General features: G+C 40.5%; 17 protein-coding genes. 16 read left to right on the top strand and 1 reads right to left on the bottom strand.

What is annotated here, in order from left to right:
• Window positions 1-59 precede the first annotated feature (59 nt).
• The 6 genes from VL20_RS10055 (at window position 60) to VL20_RS10030 (ending at window position 5,992) form a co-directional block, all read left to right on the top strand.
• Window positions 60-1,577 carry a glycoside hydrolase family protein gene (locus VL20_RS10055; RefSeq protein ID WP_052276415.1) on the top strand — a complete coding sequence of 506 codons (1,518 nt, stop codon included), beginning with the start codon at window positions 60-62 and terminating at the stop codon, window positions 1,575-1,577.
• 117 nt (window positions 1,578-1,694) lie between these two features.
• A complete protein-coding gene (locus tag VL20_RS10050) occupies window positions 1,695-2,078 on the top strand; it encodes a hypothetical protein (RefSeq protein WP_072926339.1) in 384 nt (127 codons plus the stop codon).
• Window positions 2,079-2,158: 80 nt separating this feature from the next.
• Window positions 2,159-3,835 carry a DUF4127 family protein gene (locus VL20_RS10045; RefSeq protein ID WP_052278430.1) on the top strand — a complete coding sequence of 559 codons (1,677 nt, stop codon included), beginning with the start codon at window positions 2,159-2,161 and terminating at the stop codon, window positions 3,833-3,835.
• Between the two features lie 36 nt (window positions 3,836-3,871).
• Complete coding sequence (locus VL20_RS10040) at window positions 3,872-4,879, top strand: Ig-like domain-containing protein (RefSeq protein WP_052276413.1); 1,008 nt, start codon at window positions 3,872-3,874, stop codon at window positions 4,877-4,879.
• Between the two features lie 293 nt (window positions 4,880-5,172).
• Entirely contained in the window at window positions 5,173-5,352 is a 180-nt protein-coding gene (locus tag VL20_RS32505; RefSeq protein ID WP_002756784.1) for a hypothetical protein, read from the top strand.
• 127 nt (window positions 5,353-5,479) lie between these two features.
• Window positions 5,480-5,992, top strand: coding sequence for a PEP-CTERM sorting domain-containing protein (locus VL20_RS10030; protein WP_052276412.1), 513 nt, complete (start codon window positions 5,480-5,482; stop codon window positions 5,990-5,992).
• 268 nt (window positions 5,993-6,260) lie between these two features.
• On the opposite strand, the gene VL20_RS10025 is transcribed toward VL20_RS10030, so the two are convergent.
• Window positions 6,261-7,832 carry a hypothetical protein gene (locus VL20_RS10025; protein WP_052276411.1) on the bottom strand — a complete coding sequence of 524 codons (1,572 nt, stop codon included), beginning with the start codon at window positions 7,830-7,832 and terminating at the stop codon, window positions 6,261-6,263.
• 519 nt (window positions 7,833-8,351) lie between these two features.
• Here VL20_RS10025 and rfbF point away from each other — a divergent pair.
• From rfbF to VL20_RS09975, 10 genes are all read left to right on the top strand, one after another.
• Complete coding sequence (gene rfbF / locus VL20_RS10020; RefSeq protein WP_052276410.1) at window positions 8,352-9,182, top strand: glucose-1-phosphate cytidylyltransferase; 831 nt, start codon at window positions 8,352-8,354, stop codon at window positions 9,180-9,182.
• Window positions 9,167-10,285: a CDP-glucose 4,6-dehydratase gene (gene rfbG / locus VL20_RS10015; RefSeq protein WP_052276409.1), complete on the top strand. Its 1,119-nt coding sequence runs from the start codon at window positions 9,167-9,169 to the stop codon at window positions 10,283-10,285. The genes rfbF and rfbG overlap by 16 nt, the downstream gene beginning before the upstream one ends.
• Window positions 10,286-10,359: 74 nt before the next feature.
• A complete protein-coding gene (gene rfbH / locus VL20_RS10010) occupies window positions 10,360-11,697 on the top strand; it encodes a lipopolysaccharide biosynthesis protein RfbH (RefSeq protein WP_052276408.1) in 1,338 nt (445 codons plus the stop codon).
• Window positions 11,698-11,758: 61 nt separating this feature from the next.
• Entirely contained in the window at window positions 11,759-12,634 is an 876-nt protein-coding gene (locus VL20_RS10005) for a Uma2 family endonuclease (RefSeq protein ID WP_052276407.1), read from the top strand.
• 277 nt (window positions 12,635-12,911) lie between these two features.
• A complete protein-coding gene (locus VL20_RS32500; RefSeq protein WP_284526081.1) occupies window positions 12,912-14,936 on the top strand; it encodes a hypothetical protein in 2,025 nt (674 codons plus the stop codon).
• A gap of 148 nt (window positions 14,937-15,084) precedes the next feature.
• Window positions 15,085-15,825 (top strand): Uma2 family endonuclease, encoded by a 741-nt coding sequence (locus VL20_RS09995; RefSeq protein ID WP_052276406.1) that lies wholly within the window; start codon window positions 15,085-15,087, stop codon window positions 15,823-15,825.
• A 115-nt stretch (window positions 15,826-15,940) separates the two neighbouring features.
• Window positions 15,941-16,729, top strand: coding sequence for a Uma2 family endonuclease (locus VL20_RS09990; RefSeq protein WP_052276405.1), 789 nt, complete (start codon window positions 15,941-15,943; stop codon window positions 16,727-16,729).
• Window positions 16,730-16,764: 35 nt separating this feature from the next.
• Window positions 16,765-17,595, top strand: a complete 831-nt coding sequence (locus tag VL20_RS09985) for a Uma2 family endonuclease (RefSeq protein WP_052276404.1) — start codon at window positions 16,765-16,767, stop codon at window positions 17,593-17,595.
• Between the two features lie 34 nt (window positions 17,596-17,629).
• Window positions 17,630-18,400: a Uma2 family endonuclease gene (locus VL20_RS09980; RefSeq protein ID WP_052276403.1), complete on the top strand. Its 771-nt coding sequence runs from the start codon at window positions 17,630-17,632 to the stop codon at window positions 18,398-18,400.
• Between the two features lie 256 nt (window positions 18,401-18,656).
• Window positions 18,657-19,508: a Uma2 family endonuclease gene (locus VL20_RS09975; RefSeq protein ID WP_052276402.1), complete on the top strand. Its 852-nt coding sequence runs from the start codon at window positions 18,657-18,659 to the stop codon at window positions 19,506-19,508.
• The last annotated feature ends 33 nt before the right edge of the window (window positions 19,509-19,541 follow it).

Raw genomic sequence — 19,541 nt, 5'->3', positions numbered from 1 at the left:
GTCGCCTTCACTTTACTTACATAAACACTCATAATCTGACCTAATTAGGAGGATTTGCCATGAAAGTATCACAGAACTGTATTGATCTGATCAAAAAGTGGGAAGGTTGTAAGCTTACCGCTTATAAATGTCCTGCTGGCGTTTGGACAATTGGGATTGGAACAACTTGTTATCCTGATGGACGACGTGTTCGGGAAGGGGATAAGATTACTGATCAACAGGCGGAAGGCTTCCTTGTCAATGAATGTGAGGAAAAAGCCAAAGCTGTAGATGAATTAGTAAATGTTGATCTTCATCAAAATCAGTTTGACGCTTTAGTTTCCTTTGCTTATAACGTAGGCATCGGAGCTTTTAAAGAAAGTACCTTACGACGTAAACTGAATGAGAAGGATTATGAGGGGGCTGCCAATGAATTTAAACGTTGGAATAAAGCAACAGTTAACGGAGTACAAGTTGTGCTTGAGGGGTTAACCAATCGCCGTAAAGATGAGGAAGCTTTATTCCGTAAAAATGATAGTTTTGGAACTCCTATTGAGCTTGAAGTCTCTCCTGAACATTCTGTAACTTGGTTGAAAGGATATTTAGATGGGGGAAATACAGTAGTTGTTGCCTACAATGATCAACAAGTGGTAGAGGTTGTTAAACTAGAAACCCATCTTAAAGATGATTTGATCGATCTGTTGCAACAATATCCCAATGCTCGGAATTTTCATCTTGCCGAACCTGGGAGTCCTATTCCGCAAGCTACACAAATTGTATTCGCAGGTCGTAATCAGACACTTTCTCTAGTGGAAAATCCACCTCAATTAAATCGAGGACTGTTACTGAAAGGCATGAGTGATGAAGATGCCCCCGGTTATGACATCCGAGAAATGCAGGAACGCTTAAAAGATTTAGGCTATTACCAGAAAGAATTGGATGGTATCTTTGGCAGTGGCACGGATGAGGCGGTCAGAAAATTCCAAGCTGACGTTTTTGGTCACTCCGAAGCAGATGGGAAAGTCGGACCAAAAACTTGGGCTAAATTGTGGGGAGAAGAAACAACACCCACACCTACTCCTCAACCTGCTGAAGGAACTTATCTCCGACTGACTAAAACTAACCAGAAAGACGGTGATGGTTTATATATTCTCATTTTGGAATATATCAAGAATGGACAGGTAAAAGATCATCTTAAAGTTTGCTCTGGACAACGGAGTAAACAACTATTCCGTACAGGTCCTCAAAGTGTATCGGGTTCCATGGAACCGCTGCCTGAAGGCAAATGGTACATTAATGACATTCTCTGGGCAGGTGGCAAAGATAAATATGGACCGACTGTTTTTAGTAATGGTCTGGGTCCAGTTACTACCCCTATCAAATATGTCGGACCGAATTCCACACGGCGAAGTGCTATTGAAATCCATATTGATTGGAATGGAAAATATTGTCATGGTCCCTGTCCAGGAACGGCAGGTTGCCTTGGTATCTACGATATTGCTGACTACAAAAAATTAGTTAGTTGGCTACGAGATACTAATCCCCATGATCTATATGTGGATTGGGGTCTAGGAACTTGTCCTCAACCTCAAGAATAACTCACTCAAGGGTGATCATAATGATCTTTCATAGTGATCACCCTACTCTTTTTTGATTCGGTGATTTACTCACGAACAATGTACAAACTTTTACTGGCATCAGCCTTACAACAGGTAATGCAAAACACAAATCTCCCTATAAACATAGACTCAAAACTAATCTGGAACGATACAGGAATTAATCTTGTCGCTGGACAAGAATATCATTTTCAAGCAACAGGTCAATGGACAGACTGGACAATTACCTCTAATGCTGATGGTTATGAAAGTCCTAATTTCTTGCTGAAACTATGTGAAGGACTACGACGAATGCCTAATTCAGCTTGGTTTTCACTGATTGGTTCAATTGATAAAGATCAAGATAGTTTGTTCCTCATCGGCGCAAATAAACAGTTTATAGCCCCAAAAACAGGACGGCTTTACTGCTTTGCTAACGATGTGATCATCGCCTATGGCAATAATCGAGATAGCATCCAACTCACTGTAACTTCCTTAACTTGACAAAGGGAAAATATCCTATTTGTGAACCGTCTGCTTTTGTTAAAGTAACCTGTCCAGAATCAGGCAAAAAAGGAGCAAAAATGATGACTACCCAAAAACTGAAAGCTCTAGTCAATACTGTTATCAAACAATCTACCCTAGATAGCAGTCAGATTACTGATCTTACTCAAAAATTTTCCTTGACAGCAGGAGATAAAATTGAGATTAATAATTACAAATCTGCGAACAATAATCACTGGGAATTAGAATTAACAACTCCTGTTAATCAGATGACGAAATGGTTCGCTTATATGCCCCATGTCGAAATTAAAAGTAATGACCCTGTGGCCAAGATATTGCAAGATATTAAGCAGTCTCAATTTAAGGTGTATCATCGACCAACAGAACAAGATGGAGATGGAGTGGGGATTCCCCCTAATGGACAAGACAACCGTTCAGAAAGAATTTGTCCTGTTTACGTTCTTAGTCCAAGAAGACAAACAGATTCTTTAGTCAGACAACTGATTACACTGCTTCGGGTCAAGGATACAGCGTTCATTATTGCAGAACGATTGCTACAATATCCCGAAGATTATCTCCCCACTATTTCTCAATTTGAAAAAGCGGTCATCGTCCAATCTTTTGTTGGTGTCGGTCCTCCTCAACCGGATCCAACTCCTTATCCAGATTGGGCAAAAGAAAGACACGACAAAGAGTTGTGGAGACTCGAACAATCTATCCGTCTATTACAGTCGATGAATCGAAAAATCTCAGCTGTCATTTGTGCGATGGGAGATTCTCAAAAAAATTCATCCAAAGATGTGCGAGAAACAATGCAAACGAGATTATACAATCTTCTGGATAAGTATAATCTCTCGGCTATCAAACAGCCAATTACTTGGGGAGCAGATGAATTAGTAGCAATGGGAATCGCTCAAACTCTTCCTAAAACTAAAGTGCGTGTCCGCATCTCTAATAAGGAGACTGAAATGTGGTACGACGGGAGACGACCACCCAGAGAACTTGTGACTGAAAAATTACAAGCAGTTGGGTTAGAAGAATCAGAAACTGACTGGGATTTCGAGGTCGCTATCCTAACTCGTCGTCAAAATGGTAGTATTGATGATTATCAGAAAGACGACCAGAAACAAGCCCAGTTAGATGAGCAATTTCTGGCTAAATATAAGAACTATTCTTCCGAGCAACGCGCTAAATTAGTCATCATTGATGGCCGACTTTTTAATGGGGCTTGGAATGCCACTTCTGTGTTACCTTACGATGATTTATTGGCCTTCGGTAGTTGGGGAACATTTGGCAATTGTGTTGGCTCAACTTTGGCGGTGGCAAAAATTCTTTTCTACGCTAAAAATCCCGCCGCTCAAAGACAACTTTATTTAGAAGCCATTGCTCATGATGTTTTTGCTAATGGCTATAAAGAAGTTCAACGATCCGAAGAACCTAAAAGCTTCTGTAATCAGCTAAAAAATCAAACAGGAATCACTTTCAATCATTACGACGGATATGATAATCCTGCTACGGTCAAAAAAGTCTTTGAGGTCTTAAATCGGCACGTTAATGTCAGAATGCAAGAACATTTTGCAGGACTTTCCAGTGTTAATAACCGAGTCTTCCGAATTACTCCCCAACTTTGGCGCACTTTTGAGAGTGAAGTCCACATCTGGCCAAGATTACCAGAGGAAATTCATAAAGTTGGTATCTATCGTACCGATCTGGAAGCGATCGCTTTTAATCCTTCATTGGGTGATCAATTCGTCTAACAGTCAATTTTTCAACAATCTCATAGGAGAAATACCATGACTTCCTTACAAATTCTTAGTCCCATCAATGATGCTCGCTTTGAACGTCTAAAACCTGTTACTTTTACAGGCAAAGTCGATCCTGGAATAGTCACTGTAGAACTCACAGCAGATGACAAATATTCCCTAGGTAATAATCAGGTTAAAGCAGACGGTTCTTGGTCGATTACTTATTCAGGATTCACGAATCCTGGGAAGCGCAAAATTACTGCCTTTGGCTATGATCAAGCTAATCATGAAGAAGAAACCAGCATTATAATTTATGTGGCAGATTCCTCAGATTATACTAAAACTATTTATGGGGGTCTGGTTTTAGATGATTACAAAAAGCTTAAACACACCAAGTCTCTGCCGACAGATCACAGGTTAACTGATGCCGAAGGGTGCCGGTTATTTGAACAAGAAATCCTGCCCATTCTTCAGTCCAAAGAAACCTTTATGGAAGCAACGGAGGAAGGTCATAAGAAACTAGAGAAATTAGTTGCACAAAACAAAGATAAATACGGTATTCATCATGCACCCTGTGCTTATTCTGTCTCCTGTGTGATGAAATATCTGGCTGAAAAGTTAGGATTAGCCACCGTCAAAGCACTTTTCCAAGACCCCTGTTTAATTGATAATGTTCAAGTTACAGGCGTTGAGAAAAAACTGCGTCGTCTGGGATTTCTCTACTTTTTGAAAGAAGATTACCTAGCACCTCGTGGGGCAATTGGAGCAAGAGCGCCTCGAAATAATCAGGATCAATCGTATCACATTTATTTCATTACCAAAGATGGAGAAAAACGTACCGAGTTTCCTAACCCAGAGAATGATTGGGATGATCAACAGGGCAAACACGAAACCGGAATAAACGGGCCTAAATGGCAAATTAAAGACCTTCATGCTGAAAACCTCGATTTCTTCGATCATGTTTATATACAATGGGAGAATGGCTACACAGAAGGATTTTGGTTGCCACCGGGTATTTATCCTTTAAATCGTGGTTTCAATCTGTCGAATCTTTAGTTCCGTATTCTAACAATGCCCATGGGCCGACCGTTTAAAGTAAGTGGCACTTCGGTAATAGCTCAGTTTCTAATGGCAATTGGTCAGTCTCTTATCGTTTTACTGACAACGGCAAACGTCAAATTGAAGCGAGAGGATTTGATCAAGATAATCATTCTGTTGCTAGTGAAAAGATTACTTTAGAAATTGAAGCTTCTTCCATAAGCTGTGAACTAAGAACGAAACTCTTTGAAATTGGCGGTTATTCTGTTTGGCAAATTTCAGGACAAACCGCTTTTTTCTATCAATCAAAAATGAGTATTGATGCCGATGGTGCGCCGAATGCCTATCATCCCGACAATATTGGCTTAGATGATCTGAAAAATGCCGGTTATCCAAATACGTCTTGGTGGAAGAATATTCTTGTCCCTGACCCTCAAAATCCTAATCGAGCTTATGAGCAACGGGAGCATCTCATTTATGCAAGCGAGTAATTATACTTGTCCCTAAAACTGGTTTCTAGCAAGGCTTTCAAAATAGCTTGACATAAAACCTGATTTAGGGGTTACAAAGGTGAGCATGAGCAATGCCCACCTGAGTTTTTTTTAAGGAGTAATTACCATGAATAAAGTTGCTGTAATCACAGGTTTAGCCCTAGCATATTTTGGTGTTAATGTCAATAGTTTGCAAGGGGCAAATATCACCTACAATTTTCAAGGTGTCATAACTTATGGAAGTCTGACGGGAACTTATTCCAGTTCGGCTAGTTTCGATAATGCGGCGATTACAGGAGTGGATTTTGAATCTATCCCCTTGACCAATATTAGTTTTAATCTACTCTCCAATACCTTTAATCTCGCTTCGGCCGATGCCCCTCCCGTGGTCAATTATTTCGATGAGACTTTTATTGGCATCGATTATAGTGTCACCTCTACTAATGCTTTCTTTCCCATCGCTAATTTTGCCCTGACTAGCGGATTGTTTAACCTCAGTGAAGCGGCTTTTGCCTATACTCCTCGCTTGGGTATTGCGGGACAAGGTAGCCTAACTTTTAGCAAAGTTCCTGAACCTTCTATCGTTATCGGTTTAATCATTTTAGGAGGAATAGGTTTTGTCCTCCGCAAAAGGCCATAACTAATTTGAGACTTCCTTCGCTAAAAACGCCTACGTCTAAAGCTCTTGCTAAAGTAACTCAAGAATATATTTTGGTCTGTAATGAAGTTCCGGGGGAAGGCGATAAGTTGTCTATTTCGAGGTTCCCTATTTTAGCACGATGGTAAGTAGGGAGGCACAATTATTTGTAGGATGGGTTAGCGGTAGCGTAACATAATCAGGCGTTGGGTTTCATGCTTCAACCCAACCTACGTTCATCTTATATTTAATTCCACCCACCTACTTATTGCTACTCGATTTTATAGAGATAGGCTTCTGGGGTTTCAAGAAGGGAAGTCATCGGGCGATCGAGAGGGTGAGTTTTGACGAGGGTAAAAATTGGAAATAAATCGTTCATTTGGATAGCCATTTTAAATTTCGGCTGGATGTAATAACTACCCGATGGGCAGGCATTGGTGATCTTTAGCTCTCTTTTGGTCATAAAGGTATCGATATAATCGTACTGACCGCGCTCTTTTCTTTTGCGTTTCTTGGCTGGATCACAAAGGGTTGAACCAACGGGAATCTGATTGATAATTTCCACTGTATCGGCCACGGATAGGAGTCTTTCGGAACCGTATTTACTGGCAAGATAACGTTGATTGAAATAGAGATTAGTTGCGATAGAATAGCCGATGATAATTGCTAGAACTAGAGCGAGGATCCTGTCGAAAGTCTTAGTCAAGTTTAGATAGGCCAGACTAGCGATCGCCAAGAGGATAGGAGCAAACCAGAGTAAGATTTTACGATGGGAATAAAAATGCTCATCAGGATAATTAGAGGAAGCGTAGAGAAAAATTATCCAAGTGATCGCCAAAAAGCCGATAAGTGTTTTATTGCCTCGATATTTTTTGATGACTATGTATAGAGAAATGCCGAAAAAAATAGCAGAAACTACGACATTGAAAATCGATATATTGTCATTCAAAAAAAACACTTGATTACCCAGATAAACCGTTTCCCAAATCGCTTTAAATAGACGAGTGAACAGATTGCTCGATGGTTCACCGCTCGCCCCCTTCTCCGTGAGTGCTCTCACGATTCCCCTCGTATTAGCGAAATTCCGAACGATCTCACTGTGCCAATACATAAATAAGGCGAGATTTGCCGAGAGAATCGATAGAAAAGGCAAAAGACATTTACGAGTATTCTTGCGATTGCGATAAACAAACCATAGACAGGCAATAACACAAGTCACTGGGATAATTAACATCGTGGTGGTGTGTAAACTCACCAATATAGCGACGGTAATCCCGAAGAATATCCAAGCTATAGCCTGATAGAGCAGCGGCTTAGTCGTTTCCATCTGGAACCGATAGAGTAAAGCAAAAACGAGCAGGAAAAAGGGTATTGGGCTAGGGGCCCAGGAAAAATTATTAATGAAATAGTCCGCATAGATCGTGCTATACCAAAATCCTGCCAAACTGGACAGGAGAAGACGTTTATCTTGTTCTACATTTTCTAAAAGTTGATAAACAAAGTAGATTAAGAGGGGAATCGATAGAAAAGAAAATAGTCCATTGGTAAGGACTTGAAATTCGGGAGCGGTACCGAAAATTGTCAGAGGAAAGGCTAAATAAGTATAGAGGGGGGGGATTGTGAATCCATATTTTCCACCACCCCCCGGTGGTCCCAATTGAGGAAAGTTTCCCTTCCACATATCCATCGAAAGATAACCAAGGGTAATCTGATCGGGATCCGGTCCGATATCGAAGGTAACGTATTCAAAGATACTGACAATCCTGGTGAAAAAGGCAAAGGCGATCGCTAGAATCCCTAAAATCAGTGCCGTTACTCGGACTTTATTGATTGATTTCCCCATAAGTGTCGGTATTTTTATCCTAAAATTGTCTGGTAGCTTCGTGACCGTATACCCGAATATTTATCTTCGCATGGTAGCACGAATTTCTAGTCCTACTCGGTCAGAATTATAGCGTTAAAGATGAAGTATAACCTGATTTAGCATTACTGGCCGACTCCCCAAAACGAAAACTTCGGGCTCTACCGAACCTGTCATGTAAAACTATCAACAACTCATGCTTAAAAAGCTTATATACTAAGGCTTTGAGTTTTTATTAGATTGATATTTATCAACTTTAGAGCATTGCTGGGCAGAGAGGGAACTTGAGGAATTTTCTACAGTGTAAGTTCGGAAGAACCAAACTTCGTACCTCACCATGAAGATAACTGCTATAAGATTTAAGAGCCTGTTTAGCAATAAACTGGGTACACTCGCTTAACAAAAATTTTTTTAGACAGATCTTGGACACAATCGGGAACCCCGTGTTAAACTGCCTCGATAAGATGATGTCACTCTAAAAGTATTTCACTATATAATCCAATGGTAATACAATCGGTTAGTTTAACAGTTAAGGACTATAAGTCTAACATTCCCGTGGCCATCTTGTGTGGTGGCAAAGGAACCCGACTGCGGGAAGAAACCGAATTTCGACCTAAGCCGATGATTGCCATCGGAAATCGACCGATTATTTGGCATATCATGAAAACTTATGCCCACTATGGCTTAACTGACTTTATGCTCTGTCTAGGTTATAAAGGGGAAATAATCCGGGACTATTTCTTTAGCTATGATTGGAATCACAGTGATGTCCTCTTAGAGTTAGGCAATAAAAAAGTGACCAAACTCGATAGTGGACATGATGAGGAAGACTGGCGTATTTGGTTAGTTGATACGGGACAGGAAACCATGACCGGAGGCCGTCTTAAACGTCTCACCTCTTATATAGATCAAACTGGAAGTGATATCTTTTTAGCCACCTATGGGGATGGGGTTTGTGATGTGAATATTGCGGATCTGTTGGATTTCCATTACTCTCATGGTAAATTAGCCACCTTGACGGCGGTTCGTCCTCCTTCTCGCTTTGGCGAGTTAATCATTGAGGGTAATTTAGTCACTCAATTCCAAGAAAAGCCCCAAACATCTGAAGGATGGATTAATGGGGGCTATTTTGTCTTAAATCGCAAGGTTTTGGATTTAATTGAGGGAGATGCGACGACTTTTGAAGCACAGCCCCTCAGAACCCTGGCTGCTTTGGGAGAACTCGCCGTCTATAAGCATGAAGGGTTTTGGCAGTGCATGGATACTTATCGAGAAATGGAAATGCTCAATCACCTTTATGACACTGGACAAGCTAGATGGAAAATATGGTAAAGGAAACATTTTGGTCGGGCAAAAAGGTCTTTATTACTGGTCATACTGGCTTTAAGGGGTCTTGGCTGGCTTTTTGGTTACTCCATCTAGGGGCAGCGGTAAAAGGCCTCAGTTTAGCTCCCAATACTACCCCCGCTTTATTTGAGCAATTAGACTTAGCTCAAAACCTGAGTCATCATATAGGGGATATTCGAGAGGCTGAGTTAGTGGCTCGTTTAATCGCTTCATGGCAACCGGATGTAGTCTTTCATTTAGCGGCGCAACCCTTAGTGCGACTTTCTTATCTGGAGTCGGTGGCAACCTGGAACACAAATGTCATGGGGACTATTCACGTTTTAGAGGCCCTGAAAAGCCTGACTCATCCCTGTGCCGCCGTGTTTATTACTAGCGATAAGTGCTATGAGAATCGGGAATGGGTCTATGGTTATCGGGAAAATGACCCATTAGGGGGTTATGATCCCTATAGTTCTAGTAAGGCGGGGGCGGAATTAGCGATCGCATCTTGGCGAAATTCCTTCTTTAAAACCCCTCAAACCCCCATCGGTATTGCCAGCGCCAGGGCAGGAAATGTCATCGGTGGCGGAGATTGGTCCCTAGATCGGATTGTACCCGATGCGATGCGAGCTTTGATGAAATCCGAACCAATTCCGGTGCGGAACCCTCTAGCGACTCGCCCTTGGCAGCACGTTTTAGAGCCTTTAGGTGGCTATTTACGGTTAGCTGAGTCGATTTATGAGCAGTTGATGACGGCTAATTGGCAGCAAGACAGCCGGGGGTTATATGGGGCGTTTAATTTCGGTCCGTCTCTGACTTCTAATCGTCCGGTTAAAGAGTTAGTTGAGTCTATCCTACAACTTTGGCCGGGAACTTGGCTCGATCAAAGTGATCCGAATGCTGTTCATGAGGCTAAATTGCTTAATCTAGTCACAGATAAGGCTTTCCATACCCTAAAATGGCAACCCGTCTGGGATTTTCGGCAAACCCTCAAGGAAACGGTGACATGGTATTATCAAGCGGCTCAAATGGACTCTGAAGATAAAGCACAATTGCAAGACCTTACTCGCCAACAAATCGAATATTATCAAAGTTGTCTGACCGATTAGCGAACTCAAGGCTGATAATAGTGCAAATTAAGTAATAATTAAGTACAAATTTCTCCCCTGAAAGGAAATTAACCATGACTCAATCTATTTCTCCCCCCAATACCAATACTGAAACAGAACTGCGAGAGCAAGTCTTTCAAGCAGTACAAGAATATTATAAGCACAAATTTCAACCCCGGGCTTTTGTGGCGGGGCAGACCTATATTCCGGCATCGGGTAAGGTATTTGATGAGCAAGAATTAGTCAAATTAGTGGATTCTTCCCTAGATTTCTGGTTAACGACGGGCAGATATGCGGCGGAATTTGAGGAACGTTTTGCCCAGTGGATGGGGGTAAAACATTGTTTATTAGTCAATTCCGGCTCTTCGGCCAATTTAGTGGCCTTAAGTGCCTTAACTTCCCCTAAATTGGGGGAAAAACAACTTAAACCGGGGGATGAAGTCATTACCGTCGCCGCCGGTTTCCCGACCACAGTTAATCCCATCTTTCAAAATCAGCTAATTCCCGTCTTTTTAGACGTTAAATTACCCGGTTATGACCTCGACATCGAGCAACTGGAATCGGCCTTGTCAGAGAAGACTAAAGCGATTATGATCGCTCATACCCTGGGAAATCCCTTTAATTTAGAAGCGGTGATGGCTTTTGCCGAAAAACATGACCTCTGGGTAGTCGAGGATAACTGTGATGCGGTGGGAAGTCTCTATAAAGGGCAAAAAACCGGCACCTTTGGGCATTTAGCAACGGTTAGCTTTTATCCTGCCCATCACATGACTATGGGAGAAGGGGGCGCGGTTTTAACCAGTGATACCCGCTTGAAAAAGATTGTCGAGTCATTCCGTGACTGGGGGAGAGATTGTTGGTGTCCTCCGGGGGTAGATAATACCTGTAATAAGCGCTTCGGTTGGCAGTTAGGAGATTTGCCCTTTGGCTATGACCATAAGTACACCTATTCTCATGTGGGTTATAACCTAAAGATGACCGATATGCAAGCCGCCGTCGGGGTAGCGCAACTGGATAAATTGCCAGGATTTATCAAAAAGCGCCTGGAAAATTTCGACTTTTTGCATCAAAAGTTACAGGAGCTTCAAGATGTTTTAATTCTGCCTGAAGCCAGCCCCGATTCTGAACCGAGTTGGTTCGGGTTTCCGATTTTTGTCAAGGAAAATGCGCCTTTTAGCCGCAATGATTTAGTTAAGCATTTGGAGGAAAAACGCATCGGCACAAGGCTATTATTTGGAGGAAATTTGTTGCGACAACCTCTTTATAAGGGTTTAAATTATCGAGTTATTGGGGATTTAAGTAATGCCGATAAAATCATGAGTAGTGTTTTTTGGCTAGGCATTTATCCCGGATTAACGGAGGAAATGTTAGAATATGTTGTCTTGACGCTAAAAAGTTTCTGCCAAGGGTGATTAAGGGAAAACCGACTTTTTTTAAGTATTCTTGGCTTTTCTTAATGAAAAAGAGATAAACATGACACCATCTGCCATTGATTTACCGACAAAATCAAAGATAATCACCTGGGAAAAACTGCCCGATGATTTTATTCTACCTGACGAACCTGTGGACAATAACCTGCAACCTCTCTTAGCAGCAGCTTTACGCGAATCCCTAGAATTAGCAGGATTAATTCTAGAATCGATGCTAATTGCCTCTAATTTTGGCTTATGTGCTACCGTTAAAACTCAAACAGTTGTCAAAGCGCCTGACTGGGTTTATATTCCCTCAGTAAAACCGATTCCTAGCGGAAAAATTCGGCGCAGTTATACTCCCCATCTTGAAGGAGAAATTCCAGCTATTGTCCTAGAGTTTATCTCGGAAACCGAAGGGGGTGAATATTCCATCAACCCTCACTATCCCTATGGAAAATGGTATTTTTACGAGCAAATCTTACAAGTACCTGTCTATGGAATTTTTCAGCCAAAAACGGGAGAATTAGATGTTTATTGTTTAGTGGCAGGAAAGTATGAGCAGCAGTTGCCAGATGAGAATAATCGTTACTGGATAAAAGAACTTAATTTGTTTATCGGTATCTGGCAAGGAAGCAAAGCTGAATTTACTACTAATTGGTTGCGCTGGTGGGATAAGTCAGGCAATCTGTTATTATGGGGCAGTGAGTTAGTGGAGCAAGAAAAGCAACGAGCCGAGCAAGAAAAGCAACGAGCCGAGCAAGAAAAGCAACGAGCCGAGCAAGAAAAGCAACGAGCCGAACAGGAAAAGCAACGGGCTGAAAAGGAAAAGCAACGGGCTGAAAAGGAAAAGCAACGGGCTGAAAAGGAAAAGCAACGAGCCGAGCGCTGGGCAGCACAATTGAGAGCGCTAGGGGTTGACATTGATGATAGTTTATGATAGGAAATAAACTTATTCTTTACTGTCTTTTCCCTTACTTTATGTTGACTCCAATACTTCAAATTAAATTAGATAAATGAACAAAAATATGATCGATCAATGGCTCAAAGGAGTAGGTGCGTTTCTACTTATTTTTATTGATGTAAATTATCTTCTTACCACAAGATTTGGCAGATTGAAAGGAAATGACAGGTAAGTACCTAGGCAAAATTATTTACACATGACGATCATTGCCCCGTAAGGGTTTTAGCTCGATCGGGCAGGTAATTAATTTTGCATGACTACTTATGAAGCAGTGTGGTATCTATTCATTTCAATTTCTATTATTTTCTTACCTACTATTTTGGGTAAAGTTTTGAACTATTTCAGTTCTATTTTATCAAAAATAATCAATAATTGGCAAGTCACAAATCAAAGTCGTAATCTTGAGTTTTTAATTTCGTGGGGACTTGGTCTTGTTTTCAACACGATAGCAATTCAAAAGCTCTTTACCCAAGGAACTGGTGGAAGTCTCAGGCTCTATATGACACCTGAGATGTCATACAATTGGCGTGAACTGACAACCTATTTATCAAGCTTGAATTTTTTGGTGCTAATTCCAGTCGCATTAATTTTAACAGTTATTTTCTTTTTTCTCTTACATCTATTTTCCCTTCGTAAATTTTTGAGAACATTATTGATTGAGAATATAATTTTTATTGGAGTTTTAGTAACGGTTACATCAGTTGCTTGGAGTCTGGTTTATACTGATCCATCTAACTACCATTTTAATGCGTTTCTCTTCCCATTAGCGGCCATTAATAGCGATTCCCCTTTTATTCCTCTTGTTGATGATGGGTTTAAAACTTTATATGGCGGATATTATCTTTGGCTTGGCCTACTATCACGATTAATGGGAAATAGTCTATTGTCTATTAAAATTGTTGTATGTAGTTTGATTGCTCTTCAGATTATTCTTTACTATTTAATAGTTAAAGCTATTTACAAAAATCCGTTGTTCAGAATTTTGGTATTCATCAGCTGCCTATTTTGGAGTTATTTTTATTTTAGGGTAGTAGGAGGAGATTTATACTTTCAATATTTTCCTTTAAGAACTTTATTTCCTTGTCTTTTACTGGTCACTTCGTTCTATATATCTGAAAGAAAATTTCTCGATAAAGCTACTTTTTCCATTGGATTTTTAACAATTAACTTACGAGATTTGATTCTAGATTTTATAGTGGCAATGGCTCTATTAAGTAATTTTGATTCTGGTGTAGTTGTGTTGATTATGTACTTTTTTATTTACATTTGGAATGAGTTTAAAATAGATGGTTTTAGCGCAAAAAACATGATTAAAAGATTAGCGGGATTTAGTATAAATCTCATAATTATCATGTCCATAGTTATTTTTGGCTTTAGAATTATTGCTGGAGAATTTATAAATTTTCTCAATTATACGGGTTCTACTCTTAAATTTGGCTCTGGCTTTCTAGGTTTGCCTTTTCCAGATAATATATGGATGATATTTATGGTTGTTTACGGTTTTAACATCATACAATCTTTTCAGAGTCCTATTGAGGATAAAAACGCTAAGTATCGTTTTGTAATTGCCATCTGGGGAATAGTTAGCCTCTTTTATTTTGTCAATAGAAGTCATCCTTGGAATTTGTTATTTGTATCACTTCCATTTTTTCTTTCCTATGGTTGTTTGATTGATTATGCCTTTAGTTCTTATCAACAAAAAATGTCTGAATCTGAACCGAAATTGATGCAGAATAAAATTGCATTGAGGGAGTTCTTGCCAATCCTATTGCCCAATTCGTTTGAGCTATTCAGACTCTCCCTTGTCAGTGTATTAGTCATGCCCTTTATTATTATGTCCCTAATCGCTTGTGTAAAATTTATCCCCTTAACTATATCCAATTTTAAAAGCCCTAAAAGCTATTCGCAAATGTCTGCTTTAGTCAGCTTGTCCGAGAGAGTGGCTACATTAGAAAAACAATTAAACCGCCCATCAATTCTTCTTTCAGATTCATTTGAATCCTATTATTATCTTCACAAAAACAGAAAAGTATTGTTTTATCCCGAGATAACTTCTATTTTCTCTGAGGACAATTCTTTTCAGCCCCGTTTTATTGATGCTCTCAATAAATTCAATCCAATTGTCACCCTATGTCCCATAAATGTACCTGTCATAAAAGAAAATCTTCATGACACTTTTTTACAATTACTCTATGAGAATAATTACAAGCTTGTAGAGTCAGGGAAAAACATAGATGACCCTATCCTGAAAAATTGTCAGATTTACATAAAAGATTAGAATTGTAATAGAATCAGAGAATCTTGACAAAATCACATAACCTAAAACGAGCCGAAGGCTTGGCAGCACAAATGCGGTAGCAATTGGGTTGACATTGACAATGGTTTATGATAAGAAAGTGGCATCAGTTGTTCACCCCAACCAACCAATGGCTCAAGAAACCCTCCTAATTGCAGCTAACCCACAAGGGATCAAGCTACCACCGACCGAAGATGAACTACCTTCTGATGATGGTATTCCCATGGAAACCCAGCGACACGGACTGCAAATGCAGTTATTAGTCAGACCTCTCTCCCGGTGGTTAAAAAACCAAGGACGGGAAGCGTTTGTCGGAGGCAATATGTTTGTTTACTTTAGCCCCAATCAAGTGCGTAACGAGGATTATCGCGGGCCCGATGTATTTGTCGTTGTGGACGTGCCTCGAAAAGAACGGAAAAGCTGGGTCGTCTGGGAAGAAGAAAAAGCTCCTGATGTGGTGATTGAGTTGCTTTCTGAAAGTACAGCAAAAAAAGATAAAGAAGAGAAAAAGCTTATCTATCAGAATCGTTTGCGGGTGACAGAATACTTTTGGTATGATCCCTTTGACCCAGAAGATTTAGCGGGACATCGCTTAGAAGGGGGTGTTTATAAATCTTTAAACCCAGATGCTCAAGGCAGGTTCAGCAGCGAAATATTAGGGCTAGTGTTAGTGCGGTGGCAGGGAATTTATGGGGATGAACAAGAGCCGATTACTTGGCTACGTTGGGCAACAGCAGAGGGGCAATTGCTCCCCACCATAGAGGAGTTGGCCGAGCAGGAAAAGCACCGGGCCGAGCAGGAAAAGCAACGGGCTGAACGCTTGGCAGCAAAATTAAGAGCGCTAGGAGTTGAAGTTGATGATAGTGTATGAAATAATTGCAGGCATTGTTCACCTACAGGTCTATTTTATAATTAATTTAATGCACCTACTTAGTCGTGGACAGTTTATGAGAGCTTATTAAATATAGAAAGGACTGTTTAGGACAATGACACCATCTGCTATTGATTTACCCCCAAAATCACCGCCAATCACCTGGGAAAAACTGCCAGATGATTTTGTATTACCTGACGAACCTGTGGACAATAACCTGCAACCTCTCTTAGCAGCCGCTTTACGCGAATCCCTAGAATTAGCAGGACTAATTCTAGAATCGATGTTAATTGCTTCTAATTTTGGCTTATGTGCTACCGTTAAAACTCAAACAGTTGTCAAAGCACCTGATTGGGTTTATATTCCCTCAGTCAAACCGATTCCCATCGGAAAAATTCGGCGCAGTTACACTCCCCATCTTGAAGGAGAAATTCCAGCTATTGTCCTAGAATTTATCTCGGAAACCGAAGGGGGTGAATATTCCATCAACCCTCACTATCCCTATGGAAAATGGTATTTTTACGAGCAAATCTTACAAGTACCTGTCTATGGAATTTTTCAGCCAAAAACGGGAGAATTAGATGTTTATTGTTTAGTGGCAGGAAAGTATGAGCAGCAGTTGCCAGACGAAAACAATCGTTATTGGATAAAAGAACTTAATTTGTTTATCGGTATCTGGCAAGGAAGCAAAGCTGAATTTACTACTAATTGGTTGCGCTGGTGGGATAAGTCAGGAAATTTATTATTATGGGGGAGTGAGTTAGTAGAACAAGAAAAGCAACGGGCTGAACAGGAAAAGCAACGAGCCGAACAAGCTGAGTTAGAACTTGAGCAAGAACGAATTTCTCGCCAACGTTTGGTGCAAAAGTTAAAAGAGTTGGGAGTTAATCCTGAAAATCTATAGCCCATTTTTAGATATTTGAATTAGTGAAATTACTTATGACAGCCATGCAACTACTTCAGTCAAACCCCTTACCAACTATCACCTGGGAAAAACTGCCAGATGATTTTATTCTACCTGACGAACCTGTGGACAATAACCTGCAACCTCTCTTAGCAGCAGCTTTACGAGAATCCCTAGAATTAGCAGGATTAATTCTAGAATCGATGCTAATTGCCTCTAATTTTGGCTTATGTGCTACCGTTAAAACTCAAACAGTTGTCAAAGCACCTGACTGGGTTTATATTCCCTCGGTAAAACCGATTCCCATCGGAAAAATTCGGCGCAGTTACACTCCCCATCTTGAAGGAGAAATTCCAGCTATTGTCCTAGAGTTTATCTCGGAAACCGAAGGGGGTGAATATTCCATCAACCCTCACTATCCCTATGGAAAATGGTATTTTTACGAGCAAATCTTACAAGTACCTGTCTATGGAATTTTTCAGCCAAAAACGGGAGAATTAGATGTTTATTGTTTAGTGGCAGGAAAGTATGAGCAGCAGTTGCCAGACGAAAACAATCGTTATTGGATAAAAGAACTTAATTTGTTTATCGGTATCTGGCAAGGAAGCAAAGCTGAATTTACTACTAATTGGTTGCGCTGGTGGGATAAGTCAGGAAATTTATTATTATGGGGGAGTGAGTTAGTAGAACAAGAAAAGCAACGGGCTGAACAGGAAAAACTAAGGGCAGAGCAGGAAAAGCAACGAGCCGCACAAGAGCGTCAACGAGCCGAGCAAGCTGAGTTAGAACTTGAGCAAGAACGAATTTCTCGCCAACGTTTGGTGCAAAAGTTAAAAGAGTTGGGAGTTAATCCTGAAAATCTATAGCCCATTTTAGATATTTGAATTAGTAAAATTACTTATGACAGCCATGCAACTACTTCAGTCAAACCCCTTACCAACTATCACCTGGGAAAAACTGCCAGATGATTTTATTCTACCTGACGAACCTGTGGACAATAACCTGCAACCTCTCTTAGCAGCAGCTTTACGAGAATCCCTAGAATTAGCAGGATTAATTCTAGAATCGATGCTAATTGCCTCTAATTTTGGCTTATGTGCTACCGTTAAAACTCAAACAGTTGTCAAAGCACCTGATTGGGTTTATATTCCCTCAGTAAAACCGATTCCTAGCGGAAAAATTCGGCGCAGTTATACTCCCCATCTTGAAGGAGAAATGCCATCTATTGTCCTAGAATTTATCTCGGAAACCGAAGGGGGTGAATATTCCATCAACCCTCACTATCCCTATGGAAAATGGTATTTTTACGAGCAAATCTTACAAGTACCTGTCTATGGAATTTTTCAGCCAAAAACAGGAGAATTAGAAATTTATCGATTAAATCAAGGAAGGTATGAACAACAAAAACCTGATGAAAACAATCGTTATTGGATAGCAGAGATTAACTTATTTTTGGGAGTCTGGCAAGGAATCAAAGCTGAATTTACTACTAATTGGTTGCGCTGGTGGGATAAGTCGGGAAATTTGCTATTATGGGGCAGTGAGTTAGTAGAGCAGGAAAAGCAACGAGCCGAGCAAGAAAAGCAACGAGCCGAGCAGGAAAAGCAACGAGCCGAGCGCTTGGCAGCAAAATTAAGAGCGCTAGGAGTTGAAGTTGATGATAGTGTATGAAATAATTGGCTCTTCTGGTTTCTGTGTGGAAACGAGGTCTATACTGATAGTTTATTCCGCCAAATAGCACTAAAAGTCTTGCCTGATAAGCATTTCACGATTCCATAAGCAAAAATTATCACACAAAGTCGAGAAGAGCCAATAATTGCCAGCATTGTCCACCTACAGGTCTATTTTATAATTAATTTAATGCACCTACTTAGTCGCGGGCAGTTTATGAGAGCTTATTAAATATTAGGAAGGACTGTTGACGACAATGACACCATCTGCTATTGATTTACCCCCAAAATCACCGCCAATCACCTGGGAAAAACTGCCAGATGATTTTGTATTACCTGACGAACCTGTGGACAATAACCTGCAACCTCTCTTAGCAGCCGCTTTACGCGAATCCCTAGAATTAGCAGGACTAATTCTAGAATCGATGTTAATTGCTTCTAATTTTGGCTTATGTGCTACCGTTAAAACTCAAACAGTTGTCAAAGCACCTGATTGGGTTTATATTCCCTCAGTAAAACCGATTCCTAGCGGAAAAATTCGGCGCAGTTATACTCCCCATCTTGAAGGAGAAATGCCATCTATTGTACTAGAATTTATCTCGGAAACCGAAGGGGGTGAATATTCCATCAACCCTCACTATCCCTATGGAAAATGGTATTTTTACGAGCAAATCTTACAAGTACCTGTCTATGGAATATTTCAGCCAAAAACAGGAGAATTAGAAATTTATCGATTAAATCAAGGAAGGTATGAACAACAAAAACCTGATGAAAACAATCGTTATTGGATAGCAGAGATTAACTTATTTTTGGGAGTCTGGCAGGGAAAAAAAGCTGAAGTGACAGCCTATTGGTTGCGTTGGTGGGATAAGTCGGGAAATTTGCTATTATGGGGCAGTGAGTTAGTAGAGCAAGAAAGGCAACGAGCCGAGCAAGAGCGGCAACGAGCCGAACAGGAAAAGCAACGAGCCGAGCAAGAGCGGCAACGAACCGAGCAAGAGCGTCAACGAGCCGAACAAGCTGAGTTAGAACTTAAGCAAGAACAAATTTCTCGCCAACGTTTGGTGCAAAAGTTAAAAGAGTTGGGAGTTAATCCTGAAAATCTATAACCCATTTTAGATATTTGAATTAGTGAAATTACT

It is taken from the genome of Microcystis panniformis FACHB-1757 (genome assembly GCF_001264245.1).
In the GTDB taxonomy this organism is placed as follows: Bacteria; Cyanobacteriota; Cyanobacteriia; order Cyanobacteriales; family Microcystaceae; genus Microcystis; species Microcystis panniformis.
Note: the sequence above shows the minus strand (reverse complement) of the source record. Positions and strands in the feature narration are given on the sequence as shown.

Coding starts and splice junctions, on each gene's coding strand:
- rfbH (WP_052276408.1), top strand. CDS start 10,360: ATGACTCAATCTATTTCTCCCCCCAATACCAATACTGAAACAGAACTG.
- VL20_RS32505 (WP_002756784.1), top strand. CDS start 5,173: ATGAGTATTGATGCCGATGGTGCGCCGAATGCCTATCATCCCGACAAT.
- VL20_RS10045 (WP_052278430.1), top strand. CDS start 2,159: ATGATGACTACCCAAAAACTGAAAGCTCTAGTCAATACTGTTATCAAA.
- VL20_RS10030 (WP_052276412.1), top strand. CDS start 5,480: ATGAATAAAGTTGCTGTAATCACAGGTTTAGCCCTAGCATATTTTGGT.
- rfbG (WP_052276409.1), top strand. CDS start 9,167: ATGGAAAATATGGTAAAGGAAACATTTTGGTCGGGCAAAAAGGTCTTT.
- VL20_RS10005 (WP_052276407.1), top strand. CDS start 11,759: ATGACACCATCTGCCATTGATTTACCGACAAAATCAAAGATAATCACC.
- VL20_RS10025 (WP_052276411.1), bottom strand. CDS start 7,832: ATGGGGAAATCAATCAATAAAGTCCGAGTAACGGCACTGATTTTAGGG.
- VL20_RS10040 (WP_052276413.1), top strand. CDS start 3,872: ATGACTTCCTTACAAATTCTTAGTCCCATCAATGATGCTCGCTTTGAA.
- VL20_RS10050 (WP_072926339.1), top strand. CDS start 1,695: ATGCAAAACACAAATCTCCCTATAAACATAGACTCAAAACTAATCTGG.
- VL20_RS32500 (WP_284526081.1), top strand. CDS start 12,912: ATGACTACTTATGAAGCAGTGTGGTATCTATTCATTTCAATTTCTATT.
- VL20_RS09980 (WP_052276403.1), top strand. CDS start 17,630: ATGACAGCCATGCAACTACTTCAGTCAAACCCCTTACCAACTATCACC.
- rfbF (WP_052276410.1), top strand. CDS start 8,352: ATGGTAATACAATCGGTTAGTTTAACAGTTAAGGACTATAAGTCTAAC.
- VL20_RS09990 (WP_052276405.1), top strand. CDS start 15,941: ATGACACCATCTGCTATTGATTTACCCCCAAAATCACCGCCAATCACC.
- VL20_RS09995 (WP_052276406.1), top strand. CDS start 15,085: ATGGCTCAAGAAACCCTCCTAATTGCAGCTAACCCACAAGGGATCAAG.
- VL20_RS10055 (WP_052276415.1), top strand. CDS start 60: ATGAAAGTATCACAGAACTGTATTGATCTGATCAAAAAGTGGGAAGGT.
- VL20_RS09985 (WP_052276404.1), top strand. CDS start 16,765: ATGACAGCCATGCAACTACTTCAGTCAAACCCCTTACCAACTATCACC.
- VL20_RS09975 (WP_052276402.1), top strand. CDS start 18,657: ATGACACCATCTGCTATTGATTTACCCCCAAAATCACCGCCAATCACC.